This is a genomic window from Vibrio sp. V03_P4A6T147 (genome assembly GCF_002241085.1).
Taxonomy (GTDB): Bacteria; Pseudomonadota; Gammaproteobacteria; order Enterobacterales; family Vibrionaceae; genus Vibrio; species Vibrio anguillarum.
In genome coordinates, this window is the sequence record NZ_NDIO01000328.1 from 1 (window position 1) to 26,456 (window position 26,456).

At 45.7% G+C, this 26,456-nt stretch carries 28 protein-coding genes; 8 read left to right on the forward strand and 20 right to left on the reverse strand.

Translation table 11 applies throughout. The features are described 5' to 3' along the window. Window positions 1–131: 131 nt before the first annotated feature. The gene (hemB, locus tag B9J84_RS12665; RefSeq protein WP_026028265.1) at window positions 132–1,178 is read right to left on the reverse strand and encodes a porphobilinogen synthase; all 1,047 of its coding nucleotides are present in this window, start codon (window positions 1,176–1,178) and stop codon (window positions 132–134) included. 188 nt (window positions 1,179–1,366) lie between these two features. Between hemB and B9J84_RS12670 the strand changes: the two genes are divergently transcribed. Continuing rightward, window positions 1,367–2,128, forward strand: a complete 762-nt coding sequence (locus B9J84_RS12670) for a TatD family hydrolase (RefSeq protein ID WP_094124284.1) — start codon at window positions 1,367–1,369, stop codon at window positions 2,126–2,128. Window positions 2,129–2,408: 280 nt separating this feature from the next. On the opposite strand, the gene tatC is transcribed toward B9J84_RS12670, so the two are convergent. The 7 genes from tatC to rmuC are packed head-to-tail and all read right to left on the reverse strand — an operon-like array spanning window position 2,409 to window position 8,543. Further along, window positions 2,409–3,161, reverse strand: coding sequence for a twin-arginine translocase subunit TatC (gene tatC, locus B9J84_RS12680; protein ID WP_094124286.1), 753 nt, complete (start codon window positions 3,159–3,161; stop codon window positions 2,409–2,411). Window positions 3,162–3,221: 60 nt separating this feature from the next. Beyond that, the gene (tatB, locus tag B9J84_RS12685) at window positions 3,222–3,629 is read right to left on the reverse strand and encodes a Sec-independent protein translocase protein TatB (protein ID WP_013855639.1); all 408 of its coding nucleotides are present in this window, start codon (window positions 3,627–3,629) and stop codon (window positions 3,222–3,224) included. A 3-nt stretch (window positions 3,630–3,632) separates the two neighbouring features. Then, the gene (gene tatA, locus B9J84_RS12690; protein WP_010319841.1) at window positions 3,633–3,869 is read right to left on the reverse strand and encodes a Sec-independent protein translocase subunit TatA; all 237 of its coding nucleotides are present in this window, start codon (window positions 3,867–3,869) and stop codon (window positions 3,633–3,635) included. A 51-nt stretch (window positions 3,870–3,920) separates the two neighbouring features. After that, window positions 3,921–5,555: a ubiquinone biosynthesis regulatory protein kinase UbiB gene (gene ubiB / locus B9J84_RS12695; protein WP_013855638.1), complete on the reverse strand. Its 1,635-nt coding sequence runs from the start codon at window positions 5,553–5,555 to the stop codon at window positions 3,921–3,923. Then, window positions 5,552–6,157, reverse strand: a complete 606-nt coding sequence (locus tag B9J84_RS12700; protein ID WP_026028624.1) for an SCP2 domain-containing protein — start codon at window positions 6,155–6,157, stop codon at window positions 5,552–5,554. Before B9J84_RS12700 ends, ubiB begins: the two co-directional genes overlap by 4 nt. Window positions 6,158–6,166: 9 nt before the next feature. Next, a complete protein-coding gene (gene ubiE / locus B9J84_RS12705; RefSeq protein WP_064626075.1) occupies window positions 6,167–6,949 on the reverse strand; it encodes a bifunctional demethylmenaquinone methyltransferase/2-methoxy-6-polyprenyl-1,4-benzoquinol methylase UbiE in 783 nt (260 codons plus the stop codon). Between the two features lie 49 nt (window positions 6,950–6,998). Beyond that, window positions 6,999–8,543, reverse strand: a complete 1,545-nt coding sequence (gene rmuC, locus B9J84_RS12710; RefSeq protein WP_047690307.1) for a DNA recombination protein RmuC — start codon at window positions 8,541–8,543, stop codon at window positions 6,999–7,001. 140 nt (window positions 8,544–8,683) lie between these two features. Between rmuC and B9J84_RS12715 the strand changes: the two genes are divergently transcribed. Continuing rightward, entirely contained in the window at window positions 8,684–9,577 is an 894-nt protein-coding gene (locus tag B9J84_RS12715) for a DMT family transporter (RefSeq protein WP_017044512.1), read from the forward strand. Between the two features lie 47 nt (window positions 9,578–9,624). Here the strand turns inward: B9J84_RS12715 and araC are convergent, their stop codons facing one another. The 5 genes from araC to B9J84_RS12740 are packed head-to-tail and all read right to left on the reverse strand — an operon-like array spanning window position 9,625 to window position 15,076. Then, entirely contained in the window at window positions 9,625–10,464 is an 840-nt protein-coding gene (araC, locus tag B9J84_RS12720) for an arabinose operon transcriptional regulator AraC (RefSeq protein ID WP_029189931.1), read from the reverse strand. 48 nt (window positions 10,465–10,512) lie between these two features. Further along, window positions 10,513–11,052, reverse strand: a complete 540-nt coding sequence (locus B9J84_RS12725) for a hypothetical protein (protein WP_017044513.1) — start codon at window positions 11,050–11,052, stop codon at window positions 10,513–10,515. A 54-nt stretch (window positions 11,053–11,106) separates the two neighbouring features. Further along, a complete protein-coding gene (araA, locus tag B9J84_RS12730) occupies window positions 11,107–12,609 on the reverse strand; it encodes an L-arabinose isomerase (protein ID WP_094124287.1) in 1,503 nt (500 codons plus the stop codon). Between the two features lie 9 nt (window positions 12,610–12,618). Beyond that, window positions 12,619–13,380: an L-ribulose-5-phosphate 4-epimerase gene (locus B9J84_RS12735; protein WP_088733013.1), complete on the reverse strand. Its 762-nt coding sequence runs from the start codon at window positions 13,378–13,380 to the stop codon at window positions 12,619–12,621. After that, a complete protein-coding gene (locus B9J84_RS12740; RefSeq protein ID WP_179217565.1) occupies window positions 13,370–15,076 on the reverse strand; it encodes a ribulokinase in 1,707 nt (568 codons plus the stop codon). Before B9J84_RS12740 ends, B9J84_RS12735 begins: the two co-directional genes overlap by 11 nt. Before the next feature lie 365 nt (window positions 15,077–15,441). Between B9J84_RS12740 and B9J84_RS12750 the strand changes: the two genes are divergently transcribed. The 3 genes from B9J84_RS12750 (at window position 15,442) to araH (ending at window position 19,034) form a co-directional block, all read left to right on the forward strand. Continuing rightward, window positions 15,442–16,443, forward strand: a complete 1,002-nt coding sequence (locus B9J84_RS12750) for an arabinose ABC transporter substrate-binding protein (protein ID WP_047690318.1) — start codon at window positions 15,442–15,444, stop codon at window positions 16,441–16,443. Between the two features lie 75 nt (window positions 16,444–16,518). After that, window positions 16,519–18,030 carry an L-arabinose ABC transporter ATP-binding protein AraG gene (araG, locus tag B9J84_RS12755; RefSeq protein WP_013855628.1) on the forward strand — a complete coding sequence of 504 codons (1,512 nt, stop codon included), beginning with the start codon at window positions 16,519–16,521 and terminating at the stop codon, window positions 18,028–18,030. A gap of 14 nt (window positions 18,031–18,044) precedes the next feature. Next, on the forward strand, window positions 18,045–19,034 hold the full coding sequence (gene araH / locus B9J84_RS12760; RefSeq protein ID WP_013855627.1) for an L-arabinose ABC transporter permease AraH: 990 nt from the start codon (window positions 18,045–18,047) through the stop codon (window positions 19,032–19,034). A gap of 159 nt (window positions 19,035–19,193) precedes the next feature. Here the strand turns inward: araH and B9J84_RS12765 are convergent, their stop codons facing one another. The 4 genes from B9J84_RS12765 to ftnA all read right to left on the reverse strand — a co-directional run bounded on the left by B9J84_RS12765 (window position 19,194) and on the right by ftnA (window position 22,412). Next, complete coding sequence (locus tag B9J84_RS12765) at window positions 19,194–20,381, reverse strand: NAD(P)/FAD-dependent oxidoreductase (protein WP_094124290.1); 1,188 nt, start codon at window positions 20,379–20,381, stop codon at window positions 19,194–19,196. 142 nt (window positions 20,382–20,523) lie between these two features. Further along, window positions 20,524–21,345, reverse strand: coding sequence for an HDOD domain-containing protein (locus tag B9J84_RS12770; RefSeq protein WP_019282127.1), 822 nt, complete (start codon window positions 21,343–21,345; stop codon window positions 20,524–20,526). 145 nt (window positions 21,346–21,490) lie between these two features. Continuing rightward, window positions 21,491–21,814: a universal stress protein UspB gene (gene uspB / locus B9J84_RS12775; RefSeq protein WP_010319583.1), complete on the reverse strand. Its 324-nt coding sequence runs from the start codon at window positions 21,812–21,814 to the stop codon at window positions 21,491–21,493. A gap of 70 nt (window positions 21,815–21,884) precedes the next feature. After that, window positions 21,885–22,412, reverse strand: a complete 528-nt coding sequence (gene ftnA, locus B9J84_RS12780; protein ID WP_013855622.1) for a non-heme ferritin — start codon at window positions 22,410–22,412, stop codon at window positions 21,885–21,887. Window positions 22,413–22,566: 154 nt separating this feature from the next. Between ftnA and B9J84_RS12785 the strand changes: the two genes are divergently transcribed. Then, window positions 22,567–22,992, forward strand: coding sequence for a universal stress protein (locus tag B9J84_RS12785; protein WP_010319581.1), 426 nt, complete (start codon window positions 22,567–22,569; stop codon window positions 22,990–22,992). Window positions 22,993–23,048: 56 nt separating this feature from the next. After that, window positions 23,049–23,924, forward strand: a complete 876-nt coding sequence (locus B9J84_RS12790; protein ID WP_094124291.1) for a carboxylate/amino acid/amine transporter — start codon at window positions 23,049–23,051, stop codon at window positions 23,922–23,924. A gap of 134 nt (window positions 23,925–24,058) precedes the next feature. Here B9J84_RS12790 and B9J84_RS12795 read toward each other — a convergent pair whose 3' ends face one another. Then, entirely contained in the window at window positions 24,059–24,505 is a 447-nt protein-coding gene (locus B9J84_RS12795; protein WP_013855620.1) for a hypothetical protein, read from the reverse strand. A 111-nt stretch (window positions 24,506–24,616) separates the two neighbouring features. Beyond that, window positions 24,617–25,396, reverse strand: coding sequence for a class I SAM-dependent methyltransferase (locus B9J84_RS12800; RefSeq protein WP_094124292.1), 780 nt, complete (start codon window positions 25,394–25,396; stop codon window positions 24,617–24,619). Window positions 25,397–25,551: 155 nt separating this feature from the next. Between B9J84_RS12800 and asnC the strand changes: the two genes are divergently transcribed. Beyond that, the gene (gene asnC / locus B9J84_RS12805) at window positions 25,552–26,016 is read left to right on the forward strand and encodes a transcriptional regulator AsnC (protein ID WP_010319577.1); all 465 of its coding nucleotides are present in this window, start codon (window positions 25,552–25,554) and stop codon (window positions 26,014–26,016) included. A 77-nt stretch (window positions 26,017–26,093) separates the two neighbouring features. Here asnC and B9J84_RS12810 read toward each other — a convergent pair whose 3' ends face one another. After that, on the reverse strand, window positions 26,094–26,375 hold the full coding sequence (locus B9J84_RS12810) for a hypothetical protein (RefSeq protein ID WP_017044523.1): 282 nt from the start codon (window positions 26,373–26,375) through the stop codon (window positions 26,094–26,096). Window positions 26,376–26,456: the final 81 nt, after the last annotated feature.

The following is a 26,456-nucleotide window of genomic DNA, read 5'->3' on the forward strand; positions in this document are numbered from 1 at the left end:
CCCTAAATGAGAAAAAATCTCATTTATTTTCTAATCATGCTAAAAACACCTACCCATCTATTTCATGAAATCTTTTTTTAATTGATTTTCAAATAGATAGAAAAACTCGCTCCCCAGCCTAAATTCACAACTTAGTTATCTTGATGTAAATATTGTGCCGTTTTGGCGTTATCTTCTGCCAGCCACTGCGCAACGTCTTTAGCAAAATAGGTTAAAATGCCGTCTGCCCCAGCGCGTTTAAAGCACAATAATGACTCCATTACGGTTTCACGTTCTTTAAGCCAACCATTTAAAATGGCCGCTTTATGCATCGCATATTCGCCAGACACTTGATACGCAAACGTAGGAACTTGTAATTCAGATTTCACGCGGCGCACCACATCAAGGTATGGCATGCCGGGCTTCACCATCACCATGTCAGCCCCTTCATTGATATCCATCGCCACTTCGTGAATGGCTTCATCGCTGTTGGCCGGATCCATCTGATAGTTTTTCTTGTCTCCCCCTTTCAGGTTCGAAGAGGAACCAACCGCATCGCGGAATGGGCCGTAATAACATGACGCGTATTTCGCAGAGTAAGCCATGATCTGTGTGTGAATAAAACCCGCCTCTTCAAGCGCTTCGCGGATCTTACCAATTCGTCCATCCATCATATCGGAAGGGGCAACCACATCGGCACCGGCTGCAGCGTGAGACAGCGCTTGTTTGATCAACACCTCGGTGGTCTCATCATTCATCACATAGCCACTTTCATCGATGATGCCATCTTGGCCATGGGTCGTGAAAGGATCCAGCGCGACGTCGGTAATGACACCCATTTGTGGTATATGCTCTTTTAATAATTTCACCGCACGTTGCACTAAGCCGTCAGGATTATGCGCTTCAGCAGCACACAAACTTTTAGCATCTTGATTAACCACTGGAAAAAGTGCGATGGCTGGCACGCCGAGATTAGCCAAATACAGCGCTTCTTCGAGCATTAAGTCGATAGAGAGACGCTCAATACCAGGCATAGACTCCACTGGCTCGCGGCGATCTTTACCCATCAAAATAAACATGGGATAAATTAAATCATTAACCGATAACTGATTCTCAGCCATCAAACGGCGGCTAAAATCATGCTTGCGTAAGCGACGCATGCGACGCCCTGGGAACTGACCTTGAATGGATACTGACACTCTCTTCTCCTTGTTTATACGCAGTGTGAGAAAGCATTCTTTCTTCACTACCGCTATCGCTCAAGTGTGGCGAAATCATATCACTCTCGCTTTTTGACGCTAGCGCCAATCGACAAAAATCAGAAAAATGACCTCAGGCTCACACTTCCGTATACTGTTCTCCCATTCTCTGTTTATCGAGATACACCATGATTGACACTCACGCTCACATTTATGCCACTGAATTTGATCACGATCGAGATGAGGTCGTGCAACGCGCTAAGGCGCAAGGCATTGAGGCTATTTTGTTGCCCAATATCGATCTTGCCTCCATTGAGCCTATGCTTAAAACAGAAGCGGCTTACCCTGAACTTTGCCGATCGATGATGGGGCTGCACCCATGCTATGTAGATGGAAATGTGAAGCAAACGCTAGCGGTTATAGAATCTTGGCTAGATAAACACCCCTTTATCGCCATTGGTGAAATTGGCATTGATCTGTATTGGGACAAAACCTTTCAGGCCGAACAAGAGATGGCTTTCGTCACTCAACTTAATTGGGCCAAAGAGCGCGATTTGCCTGTTGTCATCCACACCCGTGATTCCATCGCTCAAACTCTACAACTGCTGGAAAAAGAGCAAGATGGCTCACTTAGCGGTGTATTCCACTGTTTTGGCGGCACGCTTGAAGAAGCTAAAGCAATTAATGAGCTAGGGTTTCATCTTGGGATTGGTGGTGTATCAACGTTTAAAAATGGCGGTATGGATAAAGTATTACCGCATCTCGATATGAACTTTGTTCTGCTAGAAACAGATTGCCCCTATTTAGCCCCTGTCCCTCACAGAGGTAAGCGCAACGAACCAGCTTACACAACGCTAGTTGCCAAACGCATCGCAGAACTCACCGAACTCTCGTTGGTTGAGGTGAATAACATTACAAACACTAATGCTAACTCACTGTTTAAATTATAATTTATAGAACTATAGATAGAATGACATACACATCAGCGTGATCTATGTCACAAAAACAATCACACAAACACTATAGTATGCGGCAAAATTTTAATACATAAACGTGGCTAATATGTGTGAACATGGTAATCACTTACAACGTCAACATCGAACCTTCTGGCAAAAACTTCTGGGCATCAAGGAAGTCTATCGATGCTCTCAGTGCGGTTATCTTTTGAAGATTAAATAGTCCACTACCATAAGTACAAAAAAAGCGGCTATTCGCCGCTTTTTTCATGTATTAATGACTTTCATCTTCCGGCTCTTCCTCATCTTTGCGCACATAAAAACGAGCAAAGAAAAGTCCAACCTCAAACAATAAACACATCGGAATGGCGAGCAAGGTTTGCGACACCATATCAGGCGGCGTCAGTAACATACCCACCACAAATGCCCCAACCACGATATAAGGCCTTTTCTCACTCAAGGTTTTCGGCGTCGTCGCCCCCGTCCAACACAGTAAAATGATGGCGACGGGAACCTCAAAGGCGATACCAAAAGCGAAAAAGAGCGCAAGCACAAAATCGAGATAACTGGCAATGTCCGTTGCAAACTCAACACCGCCTAAAGAGATGGCCGTAAAAAAGCCAAACACCAGTGGAAATACCACAAAGTACGCAAACGCCACACCGCAATAGAACAACAACGAGCTTGAAAACATCAATGGCATGACTAAACGGCGTTCATGCTTATACAAACCTGGAGCGACAAAGGCCCAGATTTGATAAAGGATAAAAGGCACCGCGAGAAAAGCGGACGTGATCAAAGTAAGTTTGAGTGGCGTGAAAAAGGGCGAGGCAACATCGGTCGCAATCATCGTCGCCCCTTCAGGCAAACGCTCAACCAATGGTTTGGAGACAAAATCGTAGATGTCGCTAGAGAAATAGACTAAGCCGATAAAAATCACGATCACCGCAGCTATTGAACGCAATAAACGATCGCGCAGCTCTAGCAAGTGACTGATTAAAGGCTGTGTCTGCTCAACGGAAGACATATCGAACCTCGTATAAATAGAGCATAAGAGGAGGAGTTACAGTGGTAGCAGTAACTCCTCCTACAGAGATGAGTCGGCTTTCTTATCGGCCGTTTCAGGCGACGAAATCGTTGTAGCGGGAATCACTTCAACGCTTTGTTCATCGTGCTCTGTTTTTGTTTCAGAGGGCGATGAGTTCGCATAAGGGCGTTGTACATCTTGCGCAGCCTGCTTGAGCTGATCCACAGAAGATTTCAGCTCTGGAGATAAATTTTCCATTCCCATTTGCTCTGCTTTACGCAAGTTTTCTTGCAGCTCTTGAATTTTGAGCTCATGTGCTAATTCATCTTTAACACTGTTCGCCATGTTCTTTGCTGTGCTAACAAATTTTGCCACACTGCGAATAGCATGAGGTAAACGCTCAGGGCCAAGAACGACCAACGCGACAACCGATATTAATACCAGCTCCCAAAAACCGATATCAAACACGTGTTAGGCCTGCTCTTTATCTTTTTTAGTCTCAGCAGTCGCTTCTGTCTTCTGCTGCTCTATATTTTTAGGTTCAAAATCTGCGTCTTTCTTGGCTGGCTCTTCATCGCTCATCGCCTTTTTGAACCCCTTAACCGCACCACCGAGATCGCTACCGATACCACGCAGTTTCTTGGTTCCAAATAGTAATACAACAATCACGGCAATAATTAGAAGTTGCCAAATACTGATACCACCCATTCTCTACACCTCAGGAATTTCTCAACAAATTGATTTCAAATAAAAGACCGCTTAACGACGGTAAGCACTCCAACTGAGTAGCCAAAATACAACACCTGCAATCGCACTGGTTATTGCAAACGGCTGATAAGCACTGGTCACTAATATCGCCGAGCATACGACCAAAGTGGCGCCAATACCAAATAAAAACTTTCCTGTTGCCTGTTGACGCTTACTGGCTCGATAACCTTGGTACAACTGATCCAACCTTTGGTTCATTGCTTTACCTTGTTTGAGGCTATCGTAAAGCAGCTCTGGCAACTCAGGTAATTTTTCAGCCCAAAGCGGAGCTCGCTCTTTCACTGCGCGGATAAACGCTTGCGGCCCAACTTGGTTCATCATCCATTTTTCTAAAAATGGTTTAGCGGTTTGCCACAAATCCAATTGAGGATAAAGCTGACGCCCTAACCCTTCGACATACAATAACGTTTTTTGCAGCAAGACCAATTGCGGCTGCACTTCCATATTGAAGCGACGAGCCGTGTTAAACAAGTTTAGCAACACGTGACCAAATGAGATTTCGCACAATGGCTTGGCAAAAATTGGCTCACAGACCACGCGAATAGCAAACTCAAATTCATCGATGTTGGTTTCACGTGGAACCCAACCAGAATCAACGTGCAATTGTGCCACTCGGCGGTAATCTCGGTTGAAAAAAGCTAAGAAGTTTTCGGCTAAATAACGTTTATCTTCACTGTTTAAGGTACCGACAATACCACAATCTAAGCCAATCCATTGTGGATTGTCAGGATGCGCGGGATTAACAAAGACATTACCCGGGTGCATATCGGCATGGAAAAAACTGTCGCGGAATACTTGGGTAAAGAATACGCTCACCCCGCGTTCAGCAAGCAACTTCATATTAGTACCGTTGGCCGCTAAACCTTCAATATCAGAAACTTGAATGCCGTATATTCGCTCAGAAACCATGACAGTTTCATTACTAAAGTCAGGAATTATCTCTGGAATGTATAACTCTTCACTATTTTCAAAGTTACGACGCAATTGAATGGCGTTGGCTGCTTCTCGGCGTAGATCGAGTTCAGCAAGCAGAGTTTTTTCGTATTCACGCACCACTTCAACGGGCTTCAGTCGCCTTGCTTCAGGTAATGCTTTGGCAACAATTTTCGCCATGCGATACATGAGTTTGATATCGGCATCAATCACTGGCCGAATATCTGGCCGAATCACCTTGAGTACGATTTCCCGGCCAGATGATTTGAGTTTGGCGGTATGGACTTGAGCAATCGATGCAGAAGCAAGTGGTTCAATATCAAATTCATCAAACCAAGTTTCTAAAGCGCCGCCCAACGCTTTTTCCATCTGAGTTTTAGCAAGTACACCATCAAACGGAGCGACTTTATCTTGCAGTAACGCAAGTTGGTCTGCGATGTGCGGTGGAAACAGGTCACGCCGCGTTGACATCATCTGGCCAAACTTAATCCACACTGGACCAAGCTCTTGCAAGGCTAAGCGCAAGCGCTCACCTAATGGTTTGTCCGCATGCTGATTTTTAATCCAGAACAATCCTTTGCGCGCTAATATTGGCGCTTTAGTAAGTTGATGTTCTGGCAACAATTCATCTAGACCATATTCCAATTGTACCTTGATAATTCGGTACAACCGCTTGAGTTCAGTTGGCGTCATGCTTGCTCCAACAAGTGTTGAATTTTGGCTTCAATACGCGCCGCTTGGCTATTGAGATCATCCACTTGGTCACAAAAATAAGCCACCTCGAGCGAGCTGGGCAATAAACGCCACTCTTCCGTTAACACTTGGCTGAGATGGTTTTGATGCTTGCTTCGTTGTGATTGCAGCGCTTGGCCTATGTCTTTCACACCCTGCACTAAAGCGTGAGCCAGCACATCGCCCGTCACGCGTGACAACCACTCTTCAACATCCGGCTTGCAATCGGTGATCAACTGGGCAAATTTTTGCGCCAGTTGAATATCGCCCTCCAACACCAACTTATCTTGTTTGATCAGTTGGGTGATGTTCGCTTGCTCGCGTAGCTCGGGCAAAATGGAAACATTGAGCGACAGGTAGCAATTCGACTCGCCTTCGTAAGCCGCTAACACATCAATTTGCTGGCTAAAAATGAAGGTCAGCGTTTTATTGAACTCTTTGAGATGCACTTGGATGACTTGCCCTTTCAGGCGTGATAATCGGCGCACCAACTCAGGATCGTCTTGAATTAAGGTGTTGAGTGTGGTCTCAATCGCGGCGGTAACTAAAGGCTCAAACGGCATGCCCAATCCTTAGAATTTGTAACCACGGTGCAGCGCAACAATACCGCCCGTTAAGTTGTAGTAACTCGTTTGCTCAAAACCAACCTGCTCCATCATCCCTTTTAAGGTTTCTTGATCGGGATGCATGCGGATAGATTCCGCAAGATAGCGGTAGCTGTCGGCATCATTGGCAATGATTTGGCCCATTTTCGGCAATAGATGGAACGAATACGCATCGTATACTTTGGATAATGGCTCAAGCACTGGCTTGGAGAACTCAAGTACCAACAAACGACCACCCGGTTTTAAAACGCGGAACATCGAGCTCAGCGCTTTATCTTTATCGGTTACATTACGCAGGCAAAAACTGATGGTGATGCAGTCGAAATAGTTATCTGGAAAAGGCAGTTCTTCGGCATTGGCTTGCACGTAATGTACGTTGCCCACTACACCTTTATCACGCAATTTATCGCGTCCGACATTGAGCATCGAGTTGTTGATATCAGCCAGAATAACATGACCTTTTTCGCCCACAATGCGTGAAAATTTGGCGGTTAGATCGCCCGTACCACCACCAAGATCCAAAATACGTTGGCCCGGGCGAGCGCCACTGCAATCAATGGTAAAACGCTTCCATAAGCGATGAATGCCACCAGACATCAGGTCATTCATCATGTCGTATTTGGCCGCAACCGAGTGAAAAACTTGCGCGACTTTGGCGACTTTTTCTTCTTTCGCTACGGTTTCAAAACCAAAGTGAGTGGTATTTTGTGTCTCTAATGCTGTTTTTGATTGCACGCTGGTATCCGTCATGAAGGTTCCTCTTGGGCAGCACTGTTTTGTTAAAGGCGACTGCGAGCGATCAGTTTACTTTATCCTCAGCGTGATGTCTTTCTACTAAAGGTGCATTTTCCACCGCACTGTCTGCCCATGCCTCATTTTGTGCTTGTTCGACCCATTCACTGTTTATGGAACGTTTTATCTCGACGCCAAGTTGTTTAAAACTTTCGGCTTGACGCAGTGCGTTGCCGCGCCCTGTCGCGAGCTTATTCATCGCCCCTTGATAGTTTTGGTTTGCACGGTCTAACGCGCTGCCAAGCCCTTCCATGTCCTCCATAAACAAGCGTAATTTATCGTACAATTTGCTGGCCCGCTCAGCGATCAACTTCGCGTTCTGGTTTTGTCGATCATTGCGCCATAAATTATCGATCGTACGCAGCGCAACCAACAAGGTGGTTGGGCTAACCAGCAAAATATTTTGCTCCATCGCCTCTTTTACCAAGCTGGGATCAGCTTGAATCGCCACTTGGAATGCAGGTTCGACGGGAATAAACATCAGCACGTAATCCAAACTTTGTAGCCCTTTGAGCTGATGATAATCTTTCTGACCGAGTCCTTTTATATGGGCACGCAGCGCAAGTAAATGCTCACTTAATGCGCGAGCACGTTCACTTTCAGTTTGAGCATGGAAATAACGCTCATAAGCCACCAGCGCCATTTTCGAGTCAATCACCACCTGTTTGTCGTGTGGCAAATTGACGATCACATCCGGTTGATAGCGCTTACCAGCCTCGTTTTGCAAACTGACTTGAGTGTGATATTCGTGCCCTTCACGCAGGCCCGATTCGGTCAGCACCCGCGCGAGAACCACTTCACCCCAATTGCCTTGCTGTTTATTGTCGCCTTTCAGCGCTTGAGTCAAATTGAGAGCCTCTTGCGCCATCTGTTCATTGAGGCGTTGTAAGTTTTTCAATTCATGAACCAACGTATGGCGCTCTTTCGCTTCATGATTGAAGCTGTCATTGACCTGCTTTTTAAACCCTTCGAGCTGCTCTTTCAGCGGAGAAAGTAGCCCTTCCAAACTTTGACGGTTCTGCTGATCCACTTTCGCAGTTTTGACTTCAAATAACTGATTGGCTAGCTGCTCAAACTGCTGCTTTAGGCGTTCCTCAGCGTGTTCAAGTAACTGTAGTTTTTCTTGGCTCGATTGAATTTGCTGTTCATGCCGTGCTTCTTGCTCACGCAGTTGAGCCTCAAGTTGCGATTTCTGCTCACGCAGAGCGTGCGCATCTTCCATGCTCTGTTGCCGCTCTTGCTTAACCACTTCGAAATAGCGCAACTTTTCCATCGCGGCCATGAATTTCCCGTGCGATTGCTTAAGCTCAAATGCGGCTTTATCTCGTTCTTCATCCAGCTCATCCAACTCTTGTCGCGCCTGCTGCAAAGCTTGTTTGAGTTCGATTATCTGCTGCTGATGATGGGCTTGATGAGTCTCTAACTGCTGTTGTAATAGCTCACTTTTCAAATTGAGCTTCTGCTTAACCCACCAACCAGCCACTGAGCCGCTCAGCACGGCGCTGCCTAACGTTGAAAGCACTAACGCTTGATTTTCGATAATCCATTGCATGATAACGGGTTAACTCATTTTATCAGTCATGGACAAATGGTATTTCGATACTGGATAAATGTCCAGTTTGTACAAGTTAACAGCAAACTATAGACTTGCGCCGCTGAACACTATTTCAACAATTATTCTAACGAGGATTCATGGACGAACGACGCGCACTCGGCTTTGGCTTATCTGCCGTATTATTGTGGTCAACGGTTGCCACGGCTTTCAAACTTACGCTGGCTGAATTTACGCCGATCCAGATGCTGACGGTTGCGAGTGCTGTCTCTGGGTGCGTACTGCTGGGCATTTGCGCGCTGCAAGGCAAGCTCAACCAAGTGGTGAGTACCTTTCTCGCTAACCCTTGGTATTACTTATTGTTGGGCTTAATTAATCCTCTCGCATACTACCTCATTCTGTTTAAGGCCTACTCACTGCTGCCCGCCTCTCAAGCGCAAGCGATCAACTACAGTTGGGCCATCACCCTGACACTGATGGCCGCTGTATTTTTAGGACAAACCATCCGTAAACAAGATTGGATAGCGTGTGCACTGAGCTATTTTGGTGTGGTGGTTATCGCGACTAAGGGTGATATTTTAGCCATGCAGTTTGATAGCCCGCTGGGTGTTGGGCTGGCACTATTATCAACGCTTCTTTGGGCTGGCTACTGGATTCTTAATACCAAAAACACCGCCGACCCCGTGATTGGCGTTTTACTGGGGTTTTTGATCGCCATCCCTTTTGCGATTGGTTTAAGTTGTTATGAAGGTGCAAGCTGGCATCAGATTACGATTAAAGGATGGAGCGCGGTAACTTATGTCGGCTTGTTTGAAATGGGGATCACCTTCGTGCTGTGGTTGAGTGCATTAAAACTCACGGCCAACACCGCAAGGATCAGCAATCTCATTTTTGCTTCACCTTTCATCTCACTGCTGTTGCTGGCTACTATTATTGGCGAAACTATTCACCCCACCACTCTGATTGGTTTAGTGCTGATCATCACAGGGCTTGTCGTGCAGCAGTTTAAAACGCCTAAAACGATCACTCAATGAAAGCGACCCAAATTGACGAAAAGCCCAAACGGACAGATTGCATAGGTTTACAAAGTAATTTGATCGCGGTAAATCTTAGGGCTCACACCGGCCTTACGTTTAAAAACACGAGAAAAATAGAGTGGGTCTGAATAGCCCACAATTCGACCAATGTGATTGACCGAGTAGTTAGACGTGACCAGTAATTGTTTGGCTCGGCTGATCCTTTGGTCGTCGCGCCATTGGGTTATGGTCATCTCCATTTCAGAACGAAATAGGTGGCCTAAACGCGATGGTGATAAACAGATATGGGCCGAAACATCCTCGATAGTGAAGTCTTGATTGAGGTTTTGCGTCATATAATTCATCGCTTCCACCACCCTAGGGTCAAGCGGTTTGCTGACGACATCCGGTTGCAGTGTCTTACATCTAATCAATAATTGTTCGAGCAAGTTAATCGATAAATCATTTCGATAAGGGACATCTTGTTTTGAAGTGTATTCAATATCGATAAACAGGTTTTCAATATAGCGAATGGTATTCTCATCCAACCCTTGCGTTAAGTAGACGCCATTTTTTTGCTGTTGCCATGTTAGCCAGTCATGCCAAAAGGCTCGTGGCCGAAAATAAACCCAACGGTGAAACCAAGAAGCACAATCTTTTTTTCGATGATAATAGTGAGCCGCTGTTGGAGGAAAAAGAAGTAAGTCTCCAGGTTTCACGTGAAACTCATCTTCGCCATAAAAAATGGTTCCCTCGCCTTTGCTCGTAAAATTGACAATAAAACCTTTCATGCCATTAGGTCGATCAATCGTAAAATCCAGTTCATCTCCCTCAATAATTGGCGTTAGTCCAGCCACTAAATGAGCATTAAAGTTATATCCAGGTTTTAGAGGGTTATTCTGCATGGGGGCAATATTCACTGTAATTTACGTGTAGTGTAAGCAACCTCTTCGTTAAGTACGATTTTTCAGTTCACACTTTTCATCTAAGACTATCCATTGTGTCGCAGAAAAAGCCTCACAGAAGCCATGCCCTACGGGTTCGATTAAGTATTCACTGGGTTGATCATTACGTTTTCTTTGCCAACCTTTAATCGAAGAGATGATGTCTTCAGGTTGCGTGGCCAGTTGGTGGCTAACATCTGTTTGAGTAATGTGATGTCGAATATCAAGCCGAGTTGGGATGCTATTTCGCGCAAGATAATCAATCACCAATGCACCTTGAAAAAAGGTGTAAGTCATACTCAATGAGAGTGTTTCGTTAAGCTGAATGTTGCACCACTGCTCTAAATGGTTTTGCTTAGATCTGAAATGCCAAACCACAGAGCGCATATCAATGATAAGCCCATTGTTGATCAGCTCAAGCTGCCCAACGAATACAGGTTTATCCTCACAACACAGCTGAAATTGATCGGGTGTATCGGCTTTTAATTCCAAATACCACTCTTTATAACGCAGTAATGGTAAGCCAGTGGATAAAGGAAGAGCATTCATGTTCACACCATAGCCTAATGAACACTCCCTCAAATGAGGGAGTGTTCCGCGGGTTTAAATACCTGAAGATAAACGGTAATAAACGCTGTTTGTTTTGAGTGCGGACTTGAATGGATACAAGGAGGTTTGGTTATCGATTAATACCATTTCGATCCCCGCCATTTCGGCATAATCCGCTAACATCTCAACACTCACCGCTTGGCTGTATACGGTATGATGCGCGCCACCCGCATGGATCCATGCTGCGGCTGCCGTCTCAAGGTTGGGTTGCGGCGTCCATAACGCATGCGCCACGGGTAATTTAGGTAGCGATTGTGGTGGAGCTTGAGTATCGACCGTATTGACTATCATGCGAAAGCGATTTCCAAGATCAATCAAGGATACGTTTACCGCAGGCCCCGCTTTTCCGCTGAACATCATACGAGCAATGTCGCATTTGCAGCCAATAGTGTGACGATGAATTTCAATCTTTGGCTTGTCTTGAGCAATAGAAGGGCAAACTTCCAGCATATGAGCGCCGAGAACTTGGCTTTGCTGACCAAAGTTGTAGGTGTAGTCTTCCATGAACGATGTTCCGCCCACTCGGCCTTGCCCCATCACTTTCATAATGCGAGTCATCGCTGCGGTCTTCCAATCCCCCTCACCGCCGTACCCGAAGCCTTTTTCCATCAAGCGTTGTGTGGCCAAGCCCGGCAAGTTCGAAATACCCGATAAATTTTCAAAGGTGTTGGTGAATGCCTTCGCGCCCACGGAATCCAAGAAACGCAGCATACCCAATTCCAACTTCGCTTCTTGGGTTAGAATATTGATACTTGCGCTGTCTTTGAAAAGTTCAGGGCTCATGCTGTAGCAAGAAGCGTATTCATCCATTAAAGCCTTAGCATCACTGTCTGAAACTTGATTGACGCTCTCGCTCAGCTCACCCAAACCATAGCCATGAACTTCATAACCAAATTGAATTTGCGCAGAGACTTTGTTTCCTTCCGTCACCGCGACTTGACGCATGTTGTCGCCAAAACGCGCTACTTTAAGCGACTTCCCTTCATGAATAGCAATCGCTGCACGGCACCAATCATCCACCTGTTGGTGAACAATCGGGCTCTCCCAATGCCCCACGACTACTTTTCGATCAATCCCCAGTCGCGTGCCAATAAAACCAAACTCACGACAACCATGGGCGCTTTGATTTAGGTTCATAAAGCCCATATCAATTTCATCCCAAGGCAGGGCCGCATTGAATTGAGTATGAAGATGCAAGAACGGCTTATTGAGTTGGCTTAACCCCGCAATCCACATTTTTGCAGGCGAGAATGTGTGCATCCAAAGCACGAGACCAATACATGAATCATCATTATTGGCTTGGCGACAAACCTCTAATATCTCATCTGGCGTCTTCACTGTACCTTTGTTCACCAAAGGAACCGAAATGGCTGGAGATTGATTTAAACCATGGATAATTTCTTGGCTATTTTGCGCGACATTTTGTAATACTTGAGGTCCGTAAAGGTGCTGCGACCCAGTGACAAACCACACTTGTTGATTGGTAAACGTGTTCATTGTTATCCCTTATTTATTTTTTACATTACTTTGACCGTAATAAGCATTAGCTCCGTGTTTACGTAAGTAATGTTTATCCAGTAGGGCTTGATTGATGAATGTCACTTGAGGGTTGATCTGCAAAGTTTGCAGCGCCATTTTGGCGACAACCTCCATGACAACTGAGTTATGAACGGCGTGATCAGCATCCTTACCCCAGCTGAATGGGCCGTGTTCATTAACAATAACCCCAGGAATGGCCAACACTTCACCACCACTGATCGTTTCAATGATGACCTTGCCGGTATGGTGTTCGTAGTCGGTTGCGATTTCGGCATTGGTCAAGGGGCGAGTACAGGGAATGCTGCCGTAGAAATAGTCAGCATGAGTAGTACCCAATGCTGGAATGGCTTTACCTGCTTGAGCCCAAGAGGTGGCATGAGGAGAATGCGTGTGCACAATGCCGCCAAGTTCTGGGTAAGCGCGATATAAAGCCAAATGGGTAGCCGTGTCAGAGGAGGGTTTAAGATCGCCCTCGACAACCAAGCCATTCAGATCAACCACCACCATATTGCCGGCATTGAGTGCTTCGTATTCGACGCCACTTGGCTTAATCACAACTAACCCTGTTAAGCGGTCAATGCCTGATACATTGCCCCAAGTAAAGGTAACTAAACCGTGGGTCTGTAGCGCCATATTGGCTTGCCATACTTGCTGCCGAAGCTCACTCAGACGTTGCTTTGCTTGTGGGTCGCTCGCTAAATCGAAGCCTAGAGAAGTCTTAACACTCATCAGTACACTCCTGTGCCAACAAGAATTCAGAAAATTGTTCGATCTGCTGCCCTAACTGGCGATAAGCGTGGTAACGCCATTCGCTCATCCCTTTGGTGTCAGCATCTGGGTAGTAAACATCGCAGATTGGGCTCGCCATTTGAGTTTGAGCTTGCTCGGCATCGCTATAAACCCCGGCCGCAACAGCTGCAAAAATGGCCGCACCTAATGCACAACACTGCTCTGAAGCGACAACGGCGATTTCTCGCCCAATGACATTGGCACAGGTTTGCATCACAAATGGTGACTTCTGAGAAATTCCGCCAATGGCGATGACACGTTTCACTTCGACACCTTGCTCAACGAAACAATCGACGATTGATTTCGCACCATGAGCCGTTGATTCCACCAGTGATGCAAAGATATCTGGTGCACTAGAGCCTAAGTTCAGCCCCGTGATTGCGCCCTTGAGACGTTGATTAGCATAAGGCGTTCGCCGCCCGTTATGCCAATCTAAAGCAAGAGGCGTTTCCAGTTGCAGACGTTTTGACTGTGCTTCCGCCGTAAGTTGAGGAATTAACAAGGCCTCAACGGCGTCCAGATCAATTCCTAATTGTGGGTTTTGCTTAGCCAGTTGTGCGATTGGCCACAACATCACACGTTTGTACCAAGCATAAATATCACCAAATGCTGATTGCCCAGCCTCCAGTGCCATTAAGTCTGGCATCGCACTACCCGTAACTTGGCCACATATTCCATGAATGGTTCGATCACCGATACTTTGTGCATCCACCATCAAAATATCGCATGTTGACGTACCAATAACTTTCACTAAGTCATGTTCGCCAGCGCCAGCGCCCACCGCGCCCATATGGCAATCAAAAGCACCAATGGCAATGGCAATTCCCTCTGGTAAGCCTAGCCGCTGCGCCCACTCTGCACTCAGATGCCCAGCTAATTGGTCTGAGGTGTATACCTCAGTAAACATTCGATCTCGCATGCCATCGAGCGTGGGAGAAATGGCCGATAAAAAATCTTGCGAAGGTAAACCGCCCCAGCTTTCATGCCACATCGCTTTATGCCCTGCAGCACAAATACCACGACGTAAATTTGTAGGATGCTGACACCCTGCAAGGAGAGCTGGAACCCAATCACACAACTCAACCCAGCTATGGATATAAGGAACAAGCCCTGCATCTTGTTCCGCTACCCACGCGGCTTTCGCCCAAAACCACTCCGATGAATACAATCCCCCGATGTATTTGGTGTAGTCTGGAAAAGTGTGTGAATGGGCCAGCTCATTAATGCGTTCCGCTTTGGTCACGGAAGTATGATCTTTCCACAAGATAAACATGGCGTTGGGGTTATGCTCAAACTCAGGAAGCAACGCCAACACATTGCCCTCTTTATCGATAGGGGCTGGAGTCGAACCCGTACTGTCCACGCCAATACCAACAACAGATTGTGCGATCTCCGTGGAAACCTGCGCCAACGTTTCTCGGACAGCAATGGTAAGAGACTCAATATAATCAAGAGGATGATGACGAAATTGAGATTGGTTCGAGTCGCTGTATTGTCCTTTTGCCCACCTTGGGTAGTTAGCCACGCCAGACGCAACCTCTTCACCATTGCGAGCATTCACCAATAAAGCTCGTACAGAATCAGAGCCAAAATCTAAGCCGATCACGTAAGGTGAATCTATATTCAAATTATTCATGGTCACTCCACATCAGACCGATTAACTGCCTATTTTTATAACGGTCTTACGTCAATATCACCATGAACCCAATAGCTAAAAATATGGATAAATTAGTCGACACACTCATTCTGTGCTAATGGTTTTAAAATCATCACTTCAGCTTTTTTCCAGAAAAAAAAGCGCATAAAAACGCCAAATAGCCGATGGACATATAAAATCAAACACATAAAACCATAAAAAGTGAGAGGTACTTCATGCCCTACCTCGCTACATGAATGGACAAAAACGCTACATTTTTCTGCTGTGATTTTCATCACTTCAAAGCTCGTCAACTTCCTTAAGTATGGAGATGAAACAACCCTACCAGTGGACGGACAAATAAGATGAAAAGCATAAAAACCACACTCGCTGCCGCAATACTCACCGGAACCGCATTATTCAGTATTTCTGCTAATGCCTTTTTCGGTAGCAACGATGAACTCAAATTAGGTTATTTGGTAAAACAACCTGAAGAGCCTTGGTTCCAAACAGAATGGAATTTTGCTGAGCAAGCCGGTAAGCAATATAACTTTGAAGTGATCAAAATGGCGGTGCCTGATGGAGAAAAAACACTGAACGCTATCGATACGCTAGCGGCAAGTGGCGCCAAAGGCTTTGTCATCTGCACACCTGACCCTAAGCTTGGGCCTGCAATTATGGCTAAAGCAAAAAGCTACGATTTGAAAGTCATCACGGTTGATGACCAGTTCCTTAATGCGAAAGGCGAACCGATGACAAACGTGCCTTTGGTGATGATGGCTGCCAGTGAAATTGGTTATCGCCAAGGTTCTGAACTGTACAAAGAGATGACAAAACGTAACTGGGATACCGCAACAACGGGCGTTATGGCCATAACCGCAGACGAGCTGGATACCGCGCGTCGTCGTGTCGATGGTTCGATTAAGGCACTGAAAGAAGCGGGTTTCCCATCCAACCAAATTTACCGCGTGCCAACCAAAGCAAATGACATCCCTGGCGCTCTGGATGCAGCAAACTCGCTACTGGTGCAATACCCAATGGTCAAGCAGTGGCTTATCGTCGGTATGAACGACAATACCGTTCTCGGCGGCGTTCGTGCGACAGAAGGACAAGGGTTTAACGCAAGTAATGTGATTGGTGTTGGCATTAATGGCGTCGATGCTGTCAGTGAATTAGCTAAATCGAAACCAACAGGGTTCTATGGTTCTCTTTTACCGAGCCCAGATGTACACGGCTTCAAAAGCATCGAATCACTTTATAAATGGGTGAAAGACGGTGTTGAACCACAAAAATTCGTTGAAGTGACGGACGTTGTCTTAATTACTCGCGACAACTACGAAGCAGAACTGGCAAAGAAAGGCCTGTAAGGCGTTCGTCGTCAATGGCTAAAAGCGGTACAGCTTCTTCGTACCGCTTTCGCGAAGTAAACAGGAGTACAGACTATGGCAGCTTCACACTCTTGCTTAGAGTTTTGCCAAATATCAAAACACTTTACGGGTGTTAAGGCACTGACCGACATTAGCTTTCGCGTTAACAGCGGTAGTGTTCATGCCTTAATGGGAGAAAATGGGGCTGGGAAATCGACTCTATTGAAAACGCTAAGCGGGCTGCATCAACCCACCCACGGCAAGCTGCTCATTGATGGGCATCCAGTAACATTTCAATCGACGGTTGACGCATTAGAGCAAGGTATCGCCATTATTTATCAAGAGCTTAATTTGGTTCCTGAACTCAGCGTGGCAGAAAACATTTTCTTAGGGCAACTTCCCACTAAACATGGCCGGGTCGATACCGAAACCCTCAATCGTAACGCACGTAAACAGTTATTGCGCTTGGGGGAAAATTTTGACCCCTCTCGCCCATTAAAAGAGTTTTCTATTGGCCAGTGGCAAATGGTTGAAATTGCTAAAGCGCTAAGTCGCAATGCACACATCATCGCTTTTGACGAACCAACCAGTAGCTTGTCTCAACGTGAAATTGAAAACCTATTTAAAGTGATCCGCGAATTGCGCGACGACGGCAAAATCATTCTTTACGTTTCTCATCGTATGGAAGAAATATTCGCTCTGTGTGATGCAATCACCATCTTCAAAGATGGTACCCATGTGCAAACCTGTTATGACCTTTCGACTCTCACTCATGACCGTTTAGTTGAGTTAATGGTTGGCCGGGAAATCAATGACATTTACAACTACCGCTCTCGTCCTCTTGGTCAAAGTGGATTAGCGATTAAAAACCTGATGGGCAGAGGGCTCACCGCTCCTCTCTCGCTAGAAATAAAGCAAGGCGAAATATTAGGTTTGTTTGGTCTGGTCGGTGCGGGCAGAACAGAACTTACCCGTTTGATTTTCGGAGCAGAAAAAGCCACCGCGGGCGATGTTTATCTTCACGGACAAAAAATACGGATTACTAAACCTGAAGATGCCATTCGGGCGGGCATTACCTTATGCCCTGAAGATCGCAAAGCAGACGGTATCGTGCCTATTTTATCGGTGCAAGAAAACACCAATATCAGCGCCCGTCCATGGCATCTAAAGCTTGGTGGGTTAATCAACTTCCAGTGGGAGTCGAGCAATGCCCTCAAACAAAACCAGTCATTAAACGTCAAAACCGCTTCGTTAGATCAACCCATTGGCGAGCTCTCCGGTGGCAATCAACAAAAAGTGATCCTTGGTCGTTGGTTATCTACCGATATGAGCGTCATTTTGCTAGATGAGCCGACGCGCGGCATTGATGTTGGCGCTAAGTCTGAGATATACGAGTTGATCTTCAAATTGGCAGAAAATGGCGTGACTGTCTTAGTTGTCTCTAGTGACATGCCTGAAGTGCTTGGTATCGCTGACCGATTACTGGTTATGAAAGATGGCAAAGTAACTGGTGAATTAACACGAACTGAATTTAACGAACAATCTGCGTTACGTCTTGCCATGATTGGCAACGACGTCGCTGCGTAAAAAGGAATATCCTAATGGCTGTAACGAGTTCAACCAAAATAGACAATACCGAGAGCCCGACTCGCTCTTTTAAGTTCTCTTCCATCTGGGATAAGTTCGGCATGCTGATGGTCTTTGCTGGGCTATTTTTGCTTTGCAGTTTATTTGTCCCTTATTTTGCTACATTCATTAATATGAAAGGGCTCGGTCTGGCTATTTCCATGAGCGGCATGGTTGCGTGCGCCATGCTCTTTTGCCTAGCCTGCGGGGATTTAGATCTCTCGATTGCTTCGGTTATTGCCTGCTCTGGCGTAGTCACGGCGGTAGCGATTAACGCAACCAGCAGTGTGGTATTGGGTATCGGCGCAGGCTTACTTTCAGGTGTACTCTTTGGTTTGCTAAATGGCTTCGTTATTGCCAAATTGCAGATCAATGCGCTGATAACGACTCTCGCAACGATGCAAATAGCTCGTGGTCTTGGTTATATCATCTCTGACGGTAAGGCGGTTGGGATCACTGAAGAACATTTCTTCACCCTAGGTAACTCCTCTTTACTTGGTATCCCAACGCCAATTTGGTTAACCATAGTCACCTTCGCTATTTTTGCCTTTTTGCTAAACCGTACGGTTTATGGGCGCAATACATTAGCGATTGGCGGTAATGAAGAAGCCGCACGATTAGCGGGTGTCAACGTCGTAAAAACTAAAATCATCATTTTCACTATCTCTGGCTTTATCTCTGCGCTCGCTGGGGTTATTTTAGCCGCGCGTATGACCAGCGGTCAGCCGATGACTTCCGTCGGTTTTGAGTTAGTGGTCATCTCTGCTTGTGTGCTCGGTGGGGTATCGCTCAAAGGCGGGATAGGTAAAGTATCTTACGTTATTGCGGGTGTGCTCATCCTCGGTACGGTAGAGAATGCGATGAATCTACTGAATATGTCACCTTTTTCTCAATACGTAGTGCGAGGAACTATTTTGCTCGCGGCGGTTATCTTTGACCGCTATAAACAAAATAAATCCAGCTAGAAGCAATTCATTGCCACACAACAAAAAAGAAGGGCTAACCTGTGCAGCTCTTCTTTTTTCTAAAAAACTATCCATTGGTTTGACAGTGCTCTTCAGTGACATTTATCGTTGAGGATGGCTTTTTATCTCGAAACAGCTTATGTTCAGGAACAATAAAGCTTACACCCATTGTCCGGCGACATAGCCGCTTGACCAACACCATTGGAAATTATAGCCGCCAAGCCAGCCCGTCACATCCATTACCTCACCAATAAAATAGAGGCCCGGAACCGATTTGCATTCCATGGTTTTCGATGAGAGGCAATCGGTGTCTACGCCACCTAATGTGACTTCGGCGGTGCGATAACCTTCAGTACCATTGGGAAGAATCGGCCAATGTTGTAAGTCGTGTGCGATAGCGGTTATTTCGTGTGGGTTTAACTGTTTGAGCGGTTTATCGACAAAAGCTTTGCGCTCAATCAGCACTTCAACCAAACGCTTAGGCAGTACTTTCGCGAGTGTGTTTTTTAAGCTTTGATTTGGGTGTGCTTCACGTGATTCATTCAATAGCCGCTCGATGTCTACTTCCGGCACTAAGTTGATACTGACCTTCTGCCCCGCTTTCCAGTAAGAAGAAATTTGCAACACCGCCGGCCCAGATAAACCACGATGAGTAAACAGCAGTGCTTCTTTAAACACAGTGCCATCTTCAGTAGTGATTTCAGTTGGAATGGCAATGCCGGCCAGTTCGGCGAAATCTTCTTTATCTTGTTTATGCAGTGTAAAAGGCACGAGCCCGGCCGTGGTTGGGATCACCGCCAGTCCAAACTGCTCTGCAATTTTGTAACCCAAAGGAGTCGCGCCGAGTTTGGGCATCGACAAGCCACCCGTTGCGACCACCAGTGACTGGCACTCGATCGGCCCGTCATTGGTGGTGAGCTGAAAGCCCTTTGGCACCTTATCTATCGATTGAATCTCGACTTGATAACGCTGCTTGATCGTCGGTAAATCGCACTCTTTTAGCAACATATTGACGATGTCCTTCGCCGAATCAAGGCAAAAGAGCTGGCCATGATCGCGCTCTTCAAACGCAATATTGTATTTACTGACCAGCGAGATAAAGTCCCACTGGCTGTACTGCGATAACGCTGATTTAACGAAATGGGGATTGCGGCATAAATAGTTGGCGGCCGATAGTTCATAATTGGTGAAATTACAGCGACCGCCACCTGAGATCAAAATTTTACGGCCAGGCTTTTTGGCATGATCGAGAACGCATACGCTGCGCCCGCGCAGGCCAGCTTGCGCGGCGCACATTAGCCCGGCGGCGCCAGCACCAATAACGACAACATCAAACGACTGACTCATGCTTTCACCTTCATTTAATTAGACGCACACGCACCTAATGACAAACAAAAAGGATGCAGCGCTAGTGGCGTACATCCTTATCAATGGGGGACATTTTAACGACTAATTGAGTGAAGACAAGGTTAATCCACCAGCGACGGTATTAGACGAGCTGCTCTGCAAGCTCGCGCCCTTTTCCGCGAACGGCGTCAATTGTTTCAGCAAATGTGGCAGATATTGCCAGTACACGAGCATCTGGGTGCTCAGCCAGAAATAAGCGTTTTTCTTTTTCGGTCAGGATATCCCATTGATGGTGGATATCACGGGCAAAATGCAATACACGGGCAAGTTTTGGTGAAAGCTGCGCTTTTTCTGGCTGCGCAGAGTAGGCGATCGCATCGACCATCTCATCAGGAAACTTCCAAGCTTTGGCTAGCTTCGCCCCCAGTACATTCGCATCGGTATGGATGATTTGCTGTTGTGCTTCTAGTTCAACTTCACCAGCATCAACACAAAGGCGAATTTTCAACGCTTCTTGCGGCGCTAATGTGTGGATCATCAATTGGCCAATGTTGTGCAATATTCCGGTAGTAAAAACGCTATTGGCATCGAGTTTACAAGCGGCTCCCAGTTTGCTGGCGATAATGGCAATTTCAAAGGTATCGGACCAATATTGCTGCAGATCCAAGGTGTCAATTTTAGGAAAAGCACTGGATAATACCGATGCCACCACCATAGTTCTCACCGAGCCACTTCCGACACGAATCACCGCATCATTGATAGAGGCCACTGTGCGGCTTCCGCCAAAATGTGCCGAATTTGCAAGGCGAAGCAGCCGCGCACTCAACACTTGTTCCATGGCAATTTTTTTTGTGAGCGCACCAAAATCGACCTCTTCCTTATTAACCATTTCGAGTAGTTCTTGTAATACTTGTTGAATACGAGGTAACTCATTCAAACGTGCGAGCAGTGCTTTTTCATCCATTATTTTTCTCCTTTCGATTGCTCTTGCTAATAATAGTCGCCGCACAATGAAGATGCATAATAGTGAAGAAATAAGTCGATGACTTTATACAGACGATAAAAAAGGAGCACGATAGCTCCTTTAATCAATACAATGACTGGCTCAGTTATACGATACAAGCCGCGAAGGTTGTCACCGCCAGCAATGACATCGACAAGATAAACAGCGCTCTAACGCGATCACACTTGCCCGTAAATAGGGGATCGTGGTGATGGTGATACTCTTTACCTTTCAAATAGTGGAAAAGACGAACCTGCTTGGTGACATTACCGTGAGTGGTAAAAAAGCCACCGCCATCCACTTGTTGATAAAGCAATGGATGAGCTTCACGCATGATGTAAATAAGTGAGCGTAGCGCCGTAAGATACCTGACTAGGTTAACCCCAGTGACCAGCATTAGCGCAAATAAAATTGTATCCCCAGTGATCATCTTTTCCTCCCTACACCTTTGCATAGAACCCAAAGAAAAAGACGATCGCTTCATACTCTTTCTGCTGCGATTACACAGCTTGGGTATCCATTACAGAAGATGAGCCGGCTTTTGCCATTGCGGCTAGGTCTTTGTCGATGAAGAACAGCGCCTTACCATCATCACCCACAAGCTCTAGCTTATCTAAAATCCCTTTAAACAACTTCTCTTCTTCATGTTGCTCCGCAACGTACCACTGAAGGAAGTTAAACGTTGAGTAGTCTTGAGATGTGAACGCCGCATGAGCGAGTTTATTAATCTGCTGAGTAATCATCTGCTCATGTTGATAAGTTTCGCGAAACACTTCACCAAGGCTCGTAAACTTATGTTTTGGCGCTGCGATCGCACCAAGGATAGGCAGTGCACCCGTTTCACTCACGTAGGTGAATAAACGCTGCATGTGCTGCATTTCTTCTACGGCATGAGCGCGTAAAAACTCGGCAGCACCTTCAAATCCTTTATCTTCACACCAAGCACTCATTTGTAAGTATAGATTGGATGAAAAAAATTCCAGATTAATTTGTTCATTCAGTTTTTCAACCATAGCTTGTGACAACATGTCGACTCCTAGTTTATGTAACGATTTGAATTGACTATACCATGAACCTCACCATAACACTTTGAGTCAGGTATGCGGATATGAGATCACGACGACAAAAAACTCTCGGCCTCAGTGCTAATCTTTAATCAGTACCCCATCAGGAGATAATACAATGAGTTATCAACATATTTTGGTTGCCATTGATCTTTCAGAAGACAGTAAACTCTTAGTCGACAAAGCTGTTGCACTGGCAAAACCACTCGATGCTGACGTTTCTTTCATTCACATTGATGTTAACTATGCCGAGCTGTATACCGGACTCATTGATATCAATTTAGCAGAAACTCAACATCACGCGATGGAAGCGTCACAAAAGCAGCTGCAAGCCTTAGCGGAACACGCGCAATACCCTATCCGCCATACACTAGTAGGCAGCGGCGACCTCAGTAATGAGCTATGCGAAACCATCGCTGAATTCAGTGTTGATTTGGTGGTCTGCGGTCATCATCAAGATTTTTGGAGCAAGTTACTCTCATCCACTCGGCAACTGATTAACTGTTCGCCAGTCGACATGCTTGTAATACCACTTCACGACTGACGACAAGCCAAAACTCGGTTAGACTGCAGGTTATTTACTGTTCAGCGTTGTTTGTTATGGCCTATCTCTCTGCAGTCACCCTACTTTGGGCATTTTCATTTAGCTTGATCGGCGTTTATCTCGCCGGTCAAGTTGATTCTTGGTTCGCGGTTTGGATGCGCGTTGCATTAGCGAGCTTAGTATTTCTACCTTTGATCAGGTTTAAAACCGTTCCCGCTCCGTTGATCGCTAAGTTGATGACCATTGGTGGAATCCAACTGGGCCTGATGTACTGTTTCTACTATCAATCATTTTTACTGCTATCGGTTCCTGAAGTTTTGCTGTTTACGGTGTTTACACCAATCTACGTCACGCTGATCTACGATCTACTGAAAGGCCGCTTTTCTCCGTGGTACTTAGTGACGGCGGCCATTGCCGTAATCGGTGCCGTTTTTATTAAATTTGCGGCAATAAACGAGCACTTTTTGCTGGGCTTTTTGGTGGTGCAAGGGGCTAACCTCTGTTTTGCTATCGGCCAAGTGGCTTATAAATACCTCATGGAAAAAGAGACCATTACTTTAGCGCAACACAGCGTATTCGGTTATTTCTACTTAGGTGCATTGGTGGTAGCAAGCGTGGCATTTTTACTGTTTGGTAATAGTGAAAAACTGCCCACTACCTCTTTGCAATGGGGTATTTTGATCTACTTAGGGGTAATTGCTTCTGGGCTTGGTTACTTCGTGTGGAACAAAGGAGCCTGTTTAGTCAATGCAGGCGCATTAGCGATTATGAATAATGCGCTGGTTCCCGCAGGATTAGTGGTGAACATTCTGATTTGGAATCGCGACGTAGATTTAATGCGCCTTGCAATTGGCGGCGTGATCATTTTGCTCTCACTGTGGGTCAATGAAACTTGGGTAAAGCGCAAAGTCGCTGCCAGCCGTACTCACTGAATAAGGTTGAGCGTTAAAAACAACAAAGCCCGCAATCATCGCGGGCTTTGTTGTTGAAAAAGGGGCTATCGTGGCTCGGTTTAACTCACCATCTGTTTTCAGTAAACCATCTATTTTTAGTAAACAATCTGTTTTTAGTGAATCTGCCGTTGTAGTGAACGTTCACTAACCGAAGAAATTCGTTGATTCACATCGGCAAACTTTACTTGTAATGCAGGATGTTTCTTTAACAGTTTTTGCTGCTGTTTCAGCACTTTTTCTAACTTCTTCAGTACTTTTTTTTGTTTTTTTAACGCTTTCTTGTTCTGTTTTTCCGATCGCTTTGCGGCCTTTTTACCTTTGTCCGTCATGCCATTTGACGTACCAGAGCGCAGTTGTTTCTTCCCTTCCGAAACAAGCTTTGTCGATGCACTCGGAATAGCAGCAGGCTTACACAACGTGTTTTTATCCGATGATGAACGAGCACATGAGCGACAAAGAAATTTTGGCGCAGCCACAATCTGATGGATATCCCCAAGCTGGCTAGTAATATCGTGTCGGTTCAATTTGCATAAACGCTTATTCATGTACGCCTCGATCACGAATAGGAATAATTATTAGTTAGATATACAATTCCAAACACGATTAAGCAAGCACTAAATTACATCTATGGGCCACGAGATTTTCTCGCCAAAGCTAACGTATTGAATGCGTTAGATCATCGCCGCTTTCACATACACATCAAAACGATTTTTCTTGGTTTCAATCGCCATACTCGGCTTTTGTTTGTCTAACCAATCGGCATAGTCAGGACGCTTCACCACCACGCGTTTGGTCGCCAAACTTAAGGCTGGGTTTAATAATGCATCAGCATCCAAGTCAGCGCCCACCATCGATTGAAAGACGCGCATCTCCTTTTTTACCAAAGCCGTTTGTTTTTTACTTTCCGGATGTGGGTACATGGGGTCAAGATACACCACATCTGGCTTTACAAAATCTTCATCTTGCGCCAGTTTTTCGAGCGCATCATGACTCGAAGCGTGAAGTAACGACATTCGCTCGCTTACCCAGCCACCAATCTCTACATCTTGCTTGGCACGCTCTAAACCATCATCGAGCAGCGCGGCCACAACGGGATGCCGCTCGACCATTTGCACTTTACAGCCAAGCGAGGCCAACACAAAAGCATCACGACCTAACCCAGCCGTTGCATCTAACACGGTCGGTGTCGCTCCTTTGTTTAGTCCAGCAGCTTTGGCTATCGACTGACCTTTACCGCCACCAAATTTACGTCGGTGAGCAACCGCCCCCGTGACTAAATCGACATAAATAGCGCCGAGTTTAGGCTCATCCAGTTTACGCAACTCAAGACGATACTGAGTTAATACCAAGGCAAATGGGCTCTCAGCGCATGGTTTTAATCCCCAACGCGCGGCTAATGTATCCAAATGTGCTTGCTGAGCAGGAACTTCGCAAATCAGTTGTAGCTGCAAGTTAACTCCGAAACAAAAGAAATAATGAGGAGGCTTGAGTTTACCCAATTTTCACTGACGTGACTAAAGCTTATCGCTTTTCTTAAACGGCGGCTTACGAGAAACAACGACCAGTGATAAACTGAGCGAACCATTTCAATGATAAGGATGCTGTGATGCAAGCCACTACCGCTAAACTGGACGAACTCGACCGCGCCATTTTAAAAATTTTAATGGACGATGCACGCACGCCCTACGCAGAAATGGCCAAGCAGTTCAACGTTAGTCCTGCCACTATCCATGTTCGCATTGAAAAGATGAAATCGGCCGATATCATTCAGGGTACGGAAGTGATCGTCAATACCAAAAAATTGGGTTATGACGTGTGTTGTTTTATCGGTATCAATCTCAATGCCGCGCGAGACTACCATTCAGCGCTCGCCAAACTCAATGCGCTGGATGAAGTGGTGGAAGCCTATTACACCACAGGAGCCTATAATATTTTTGTGAAGTTAATGTGCCGCTCGATTGAGGAATTACAATTTGTGCTGATCGACAAATTACAGGCAATTGATGAAGTGCAATCCACAGAGACGCTTATTTCCTTGCAGAACCCGATTAACCGAAATGTGAATCCTTAATCACCGAAGCTGCAAACACCACGCAATAAAAAGCCCGAAACTAAATTCCGGGCTATGGCATCGGTACTGATAATAAATTATTTGTTCAGATAAGTTAAAAGCTCTTCAGCCGAAATACCCTGCTTTGCCAATTCCTTCGCCATGATTTCGACTTGCTCGCCTTTACGCGCTTCAATCACTTGTTGAAACTGAAAGACTAAATCACGCAGAACTGGTAATGGTACTTGTTTGGCGGCACTGCGAATACGCTCACTACTTTGGTTGCCTAATTCATTCAGCAATTTTCCGAACATGACCTTTTCTGGAGACTCGTCGAGTTGTTCCCAAATTCGAGCCATTTCATAGGTTGTCATTGACATTGTTGTTTCGTTTCCAAAGTGCAATTGAAATAATTAAGTGACTAAATATACACCCGTTAAAAAGAATATAAAACAGCAGGT

Bases quoted from the DNA above. Each gene is read 5' to 3' on its own strand.
- B9J84_RS12670 (WP_094124284.1), top strand. From the start codon at position 1,367: ATGATTGACACTCACGCTCACATTTATGCCACTGAATTTGATCACGAT.
- tatC (WP_094124286.1), bottom strand. From the start codon at position 3,161: ATGTCTTCCGTTGAGCAGACACAGCCTTTAATCAGTCACTTGCTAGAG.
- tatA (WP_010319841.1), bottom strand. From the start codon at position 3,869: ATGGGTGGTATCAGTATTTGGCAACTTCTAATTATTGCCGTGATTGTT.
- ubiB (WP_013855638.1), bottom strand. From the start codon at position 5,555: ATGACGCCAACTGAACTCAAGCGGTTGTACCGAATTATCAAGGTACAA.
- B9J84_RS12700 (WP_026028624.1), bottom strand. From the start codon at position 6,157: ATGCCGTTTGAGCCTTTAGTTACCGCCGCGATTGAGACCACACTCAAC.
- ubiE (WP_064626075.1), bottom strand. From the start codon at position 6,949: ATGACGGATACCAGCGTGCAATCAAAAACAGCATTAGAGACACAAAAT.
- rmuC (WP_047690307.1), bottom strand. From the start codon at position 8,543: ATGCAATGGATTATCGAAAATCAAGCGTTAGTGCTTTCAACGTTAGGC.
- B9J84_RS12715 (WP_017044512.1), top strand. From the start codon at position 8,684: ATGGACGAACGACGCGCACTCGGCTTTGGCTTATCTGCCGTATTATTG.
- araC (WP_029189931.1), bottom strand. From the start codon at position 10,464: ATGCAGAATAACCCTCTAAAACCTGGATATAACTTTAATGCTCATTTA.
- B9J84_RS12725 (WP_017044513.1), bottom strand. From the start codon at position 11,052: ATGAATGCTCTTCCTTTATCCACTGGCTTACCATTACTGCGTTATAAA.
- araA (WP_094124287.1), bottom strand. From the start codon at position 12,609: ATGAACACGTTTACCAATCAACAAGTGTGGTTTGTCACTGGGTCGCAG.
- B9J84_RS12735 (WP_088733013.1), bottom strand. From the start codon at position 13,380: ATGAGTGTTAAGACTTCTCTAGGCTTCGATTTAGCGAGCGACCCACAA.
- B9J84_RS12740 (WP_179217565.1), bottom strand. From the start codon at position 15,076: ATGAATAATTTGAATATAGATTCACCTTACGTGATCGGCTTAGATTTT.
- B9J84_RS12750 (WP_047690318.1), top strand. From the start codon at position 15,442: ATGAAAAGCATAAAAACCACACTCGCTGCCGCAATACTCACCGGAACC.
- araG (WP_013855628.1), top strand. From the start codon at position 16,519: ATGGCAGCTTCACACTCTTGCTTAGAGTTTTGCCAAATATCAAAACAC.
- araH (WP_013855627.1), top strand. From the start codon at position 18,045: ATGGCTGTAACGAGTTCAACCAAAATAGACAATACCGAGAGCCCGACT.
- B9J84_RS12765 (WP_094124290.1), bottom strand. From the start codon at position 20,381: ATGAGTCAGTCGTTTGATGTTGTCGTTATTGGTGCTGGCGCCGCCGGG.
- B9J84_RS12770 (WP_019282127.1), bottom strand. From the start codon at position 21,345: ATGGATGAAAAAGCACTGCTCGCACGTTTGAATGAGTTACCTCGTATT.
- uspB (WP_010319583.1), bottom strand. From the start codon at position 21,814: ATGATCACTGGGGATACAATTTTATTTGCGCTAATGCTGGTCACTGGG.
- ftnA (WP_013855622.1), bottom strand. From the start codon at position 22,412: ATGTTGTCACAAGCTATGGTTGAAAAACTGAATGAACAAATTAATCTG.
- B9J84_RS12785 (WP_010319581.1), top strand. From the start codon at position 22,567: ATGAGTTATCAACATATTTTGGTTGCCATTGATCTTTCAGAAGACAGT.
- B9J84_RS12790 (WP_094124291.1), top strand. From the start codon at position 23,049: ATGGCCTATCTCTCTGCAGTCACCCTACTTTGGGCATTTTCATTTAGC.
- asnC (WP_010319577.1), top strand. From the start codon at position 25,552: ATGCAAGCCACTACCGCTAAACTGGACGAACTCGACCGCGCCATTTTA.
- B9J84_RS12810 (WP_017044523.1), bottom strand. From the start codon at position 26,375: ATGTCAATGACAACCTATGAAATGGCTCGAATTTGGGAACAACTCGAC.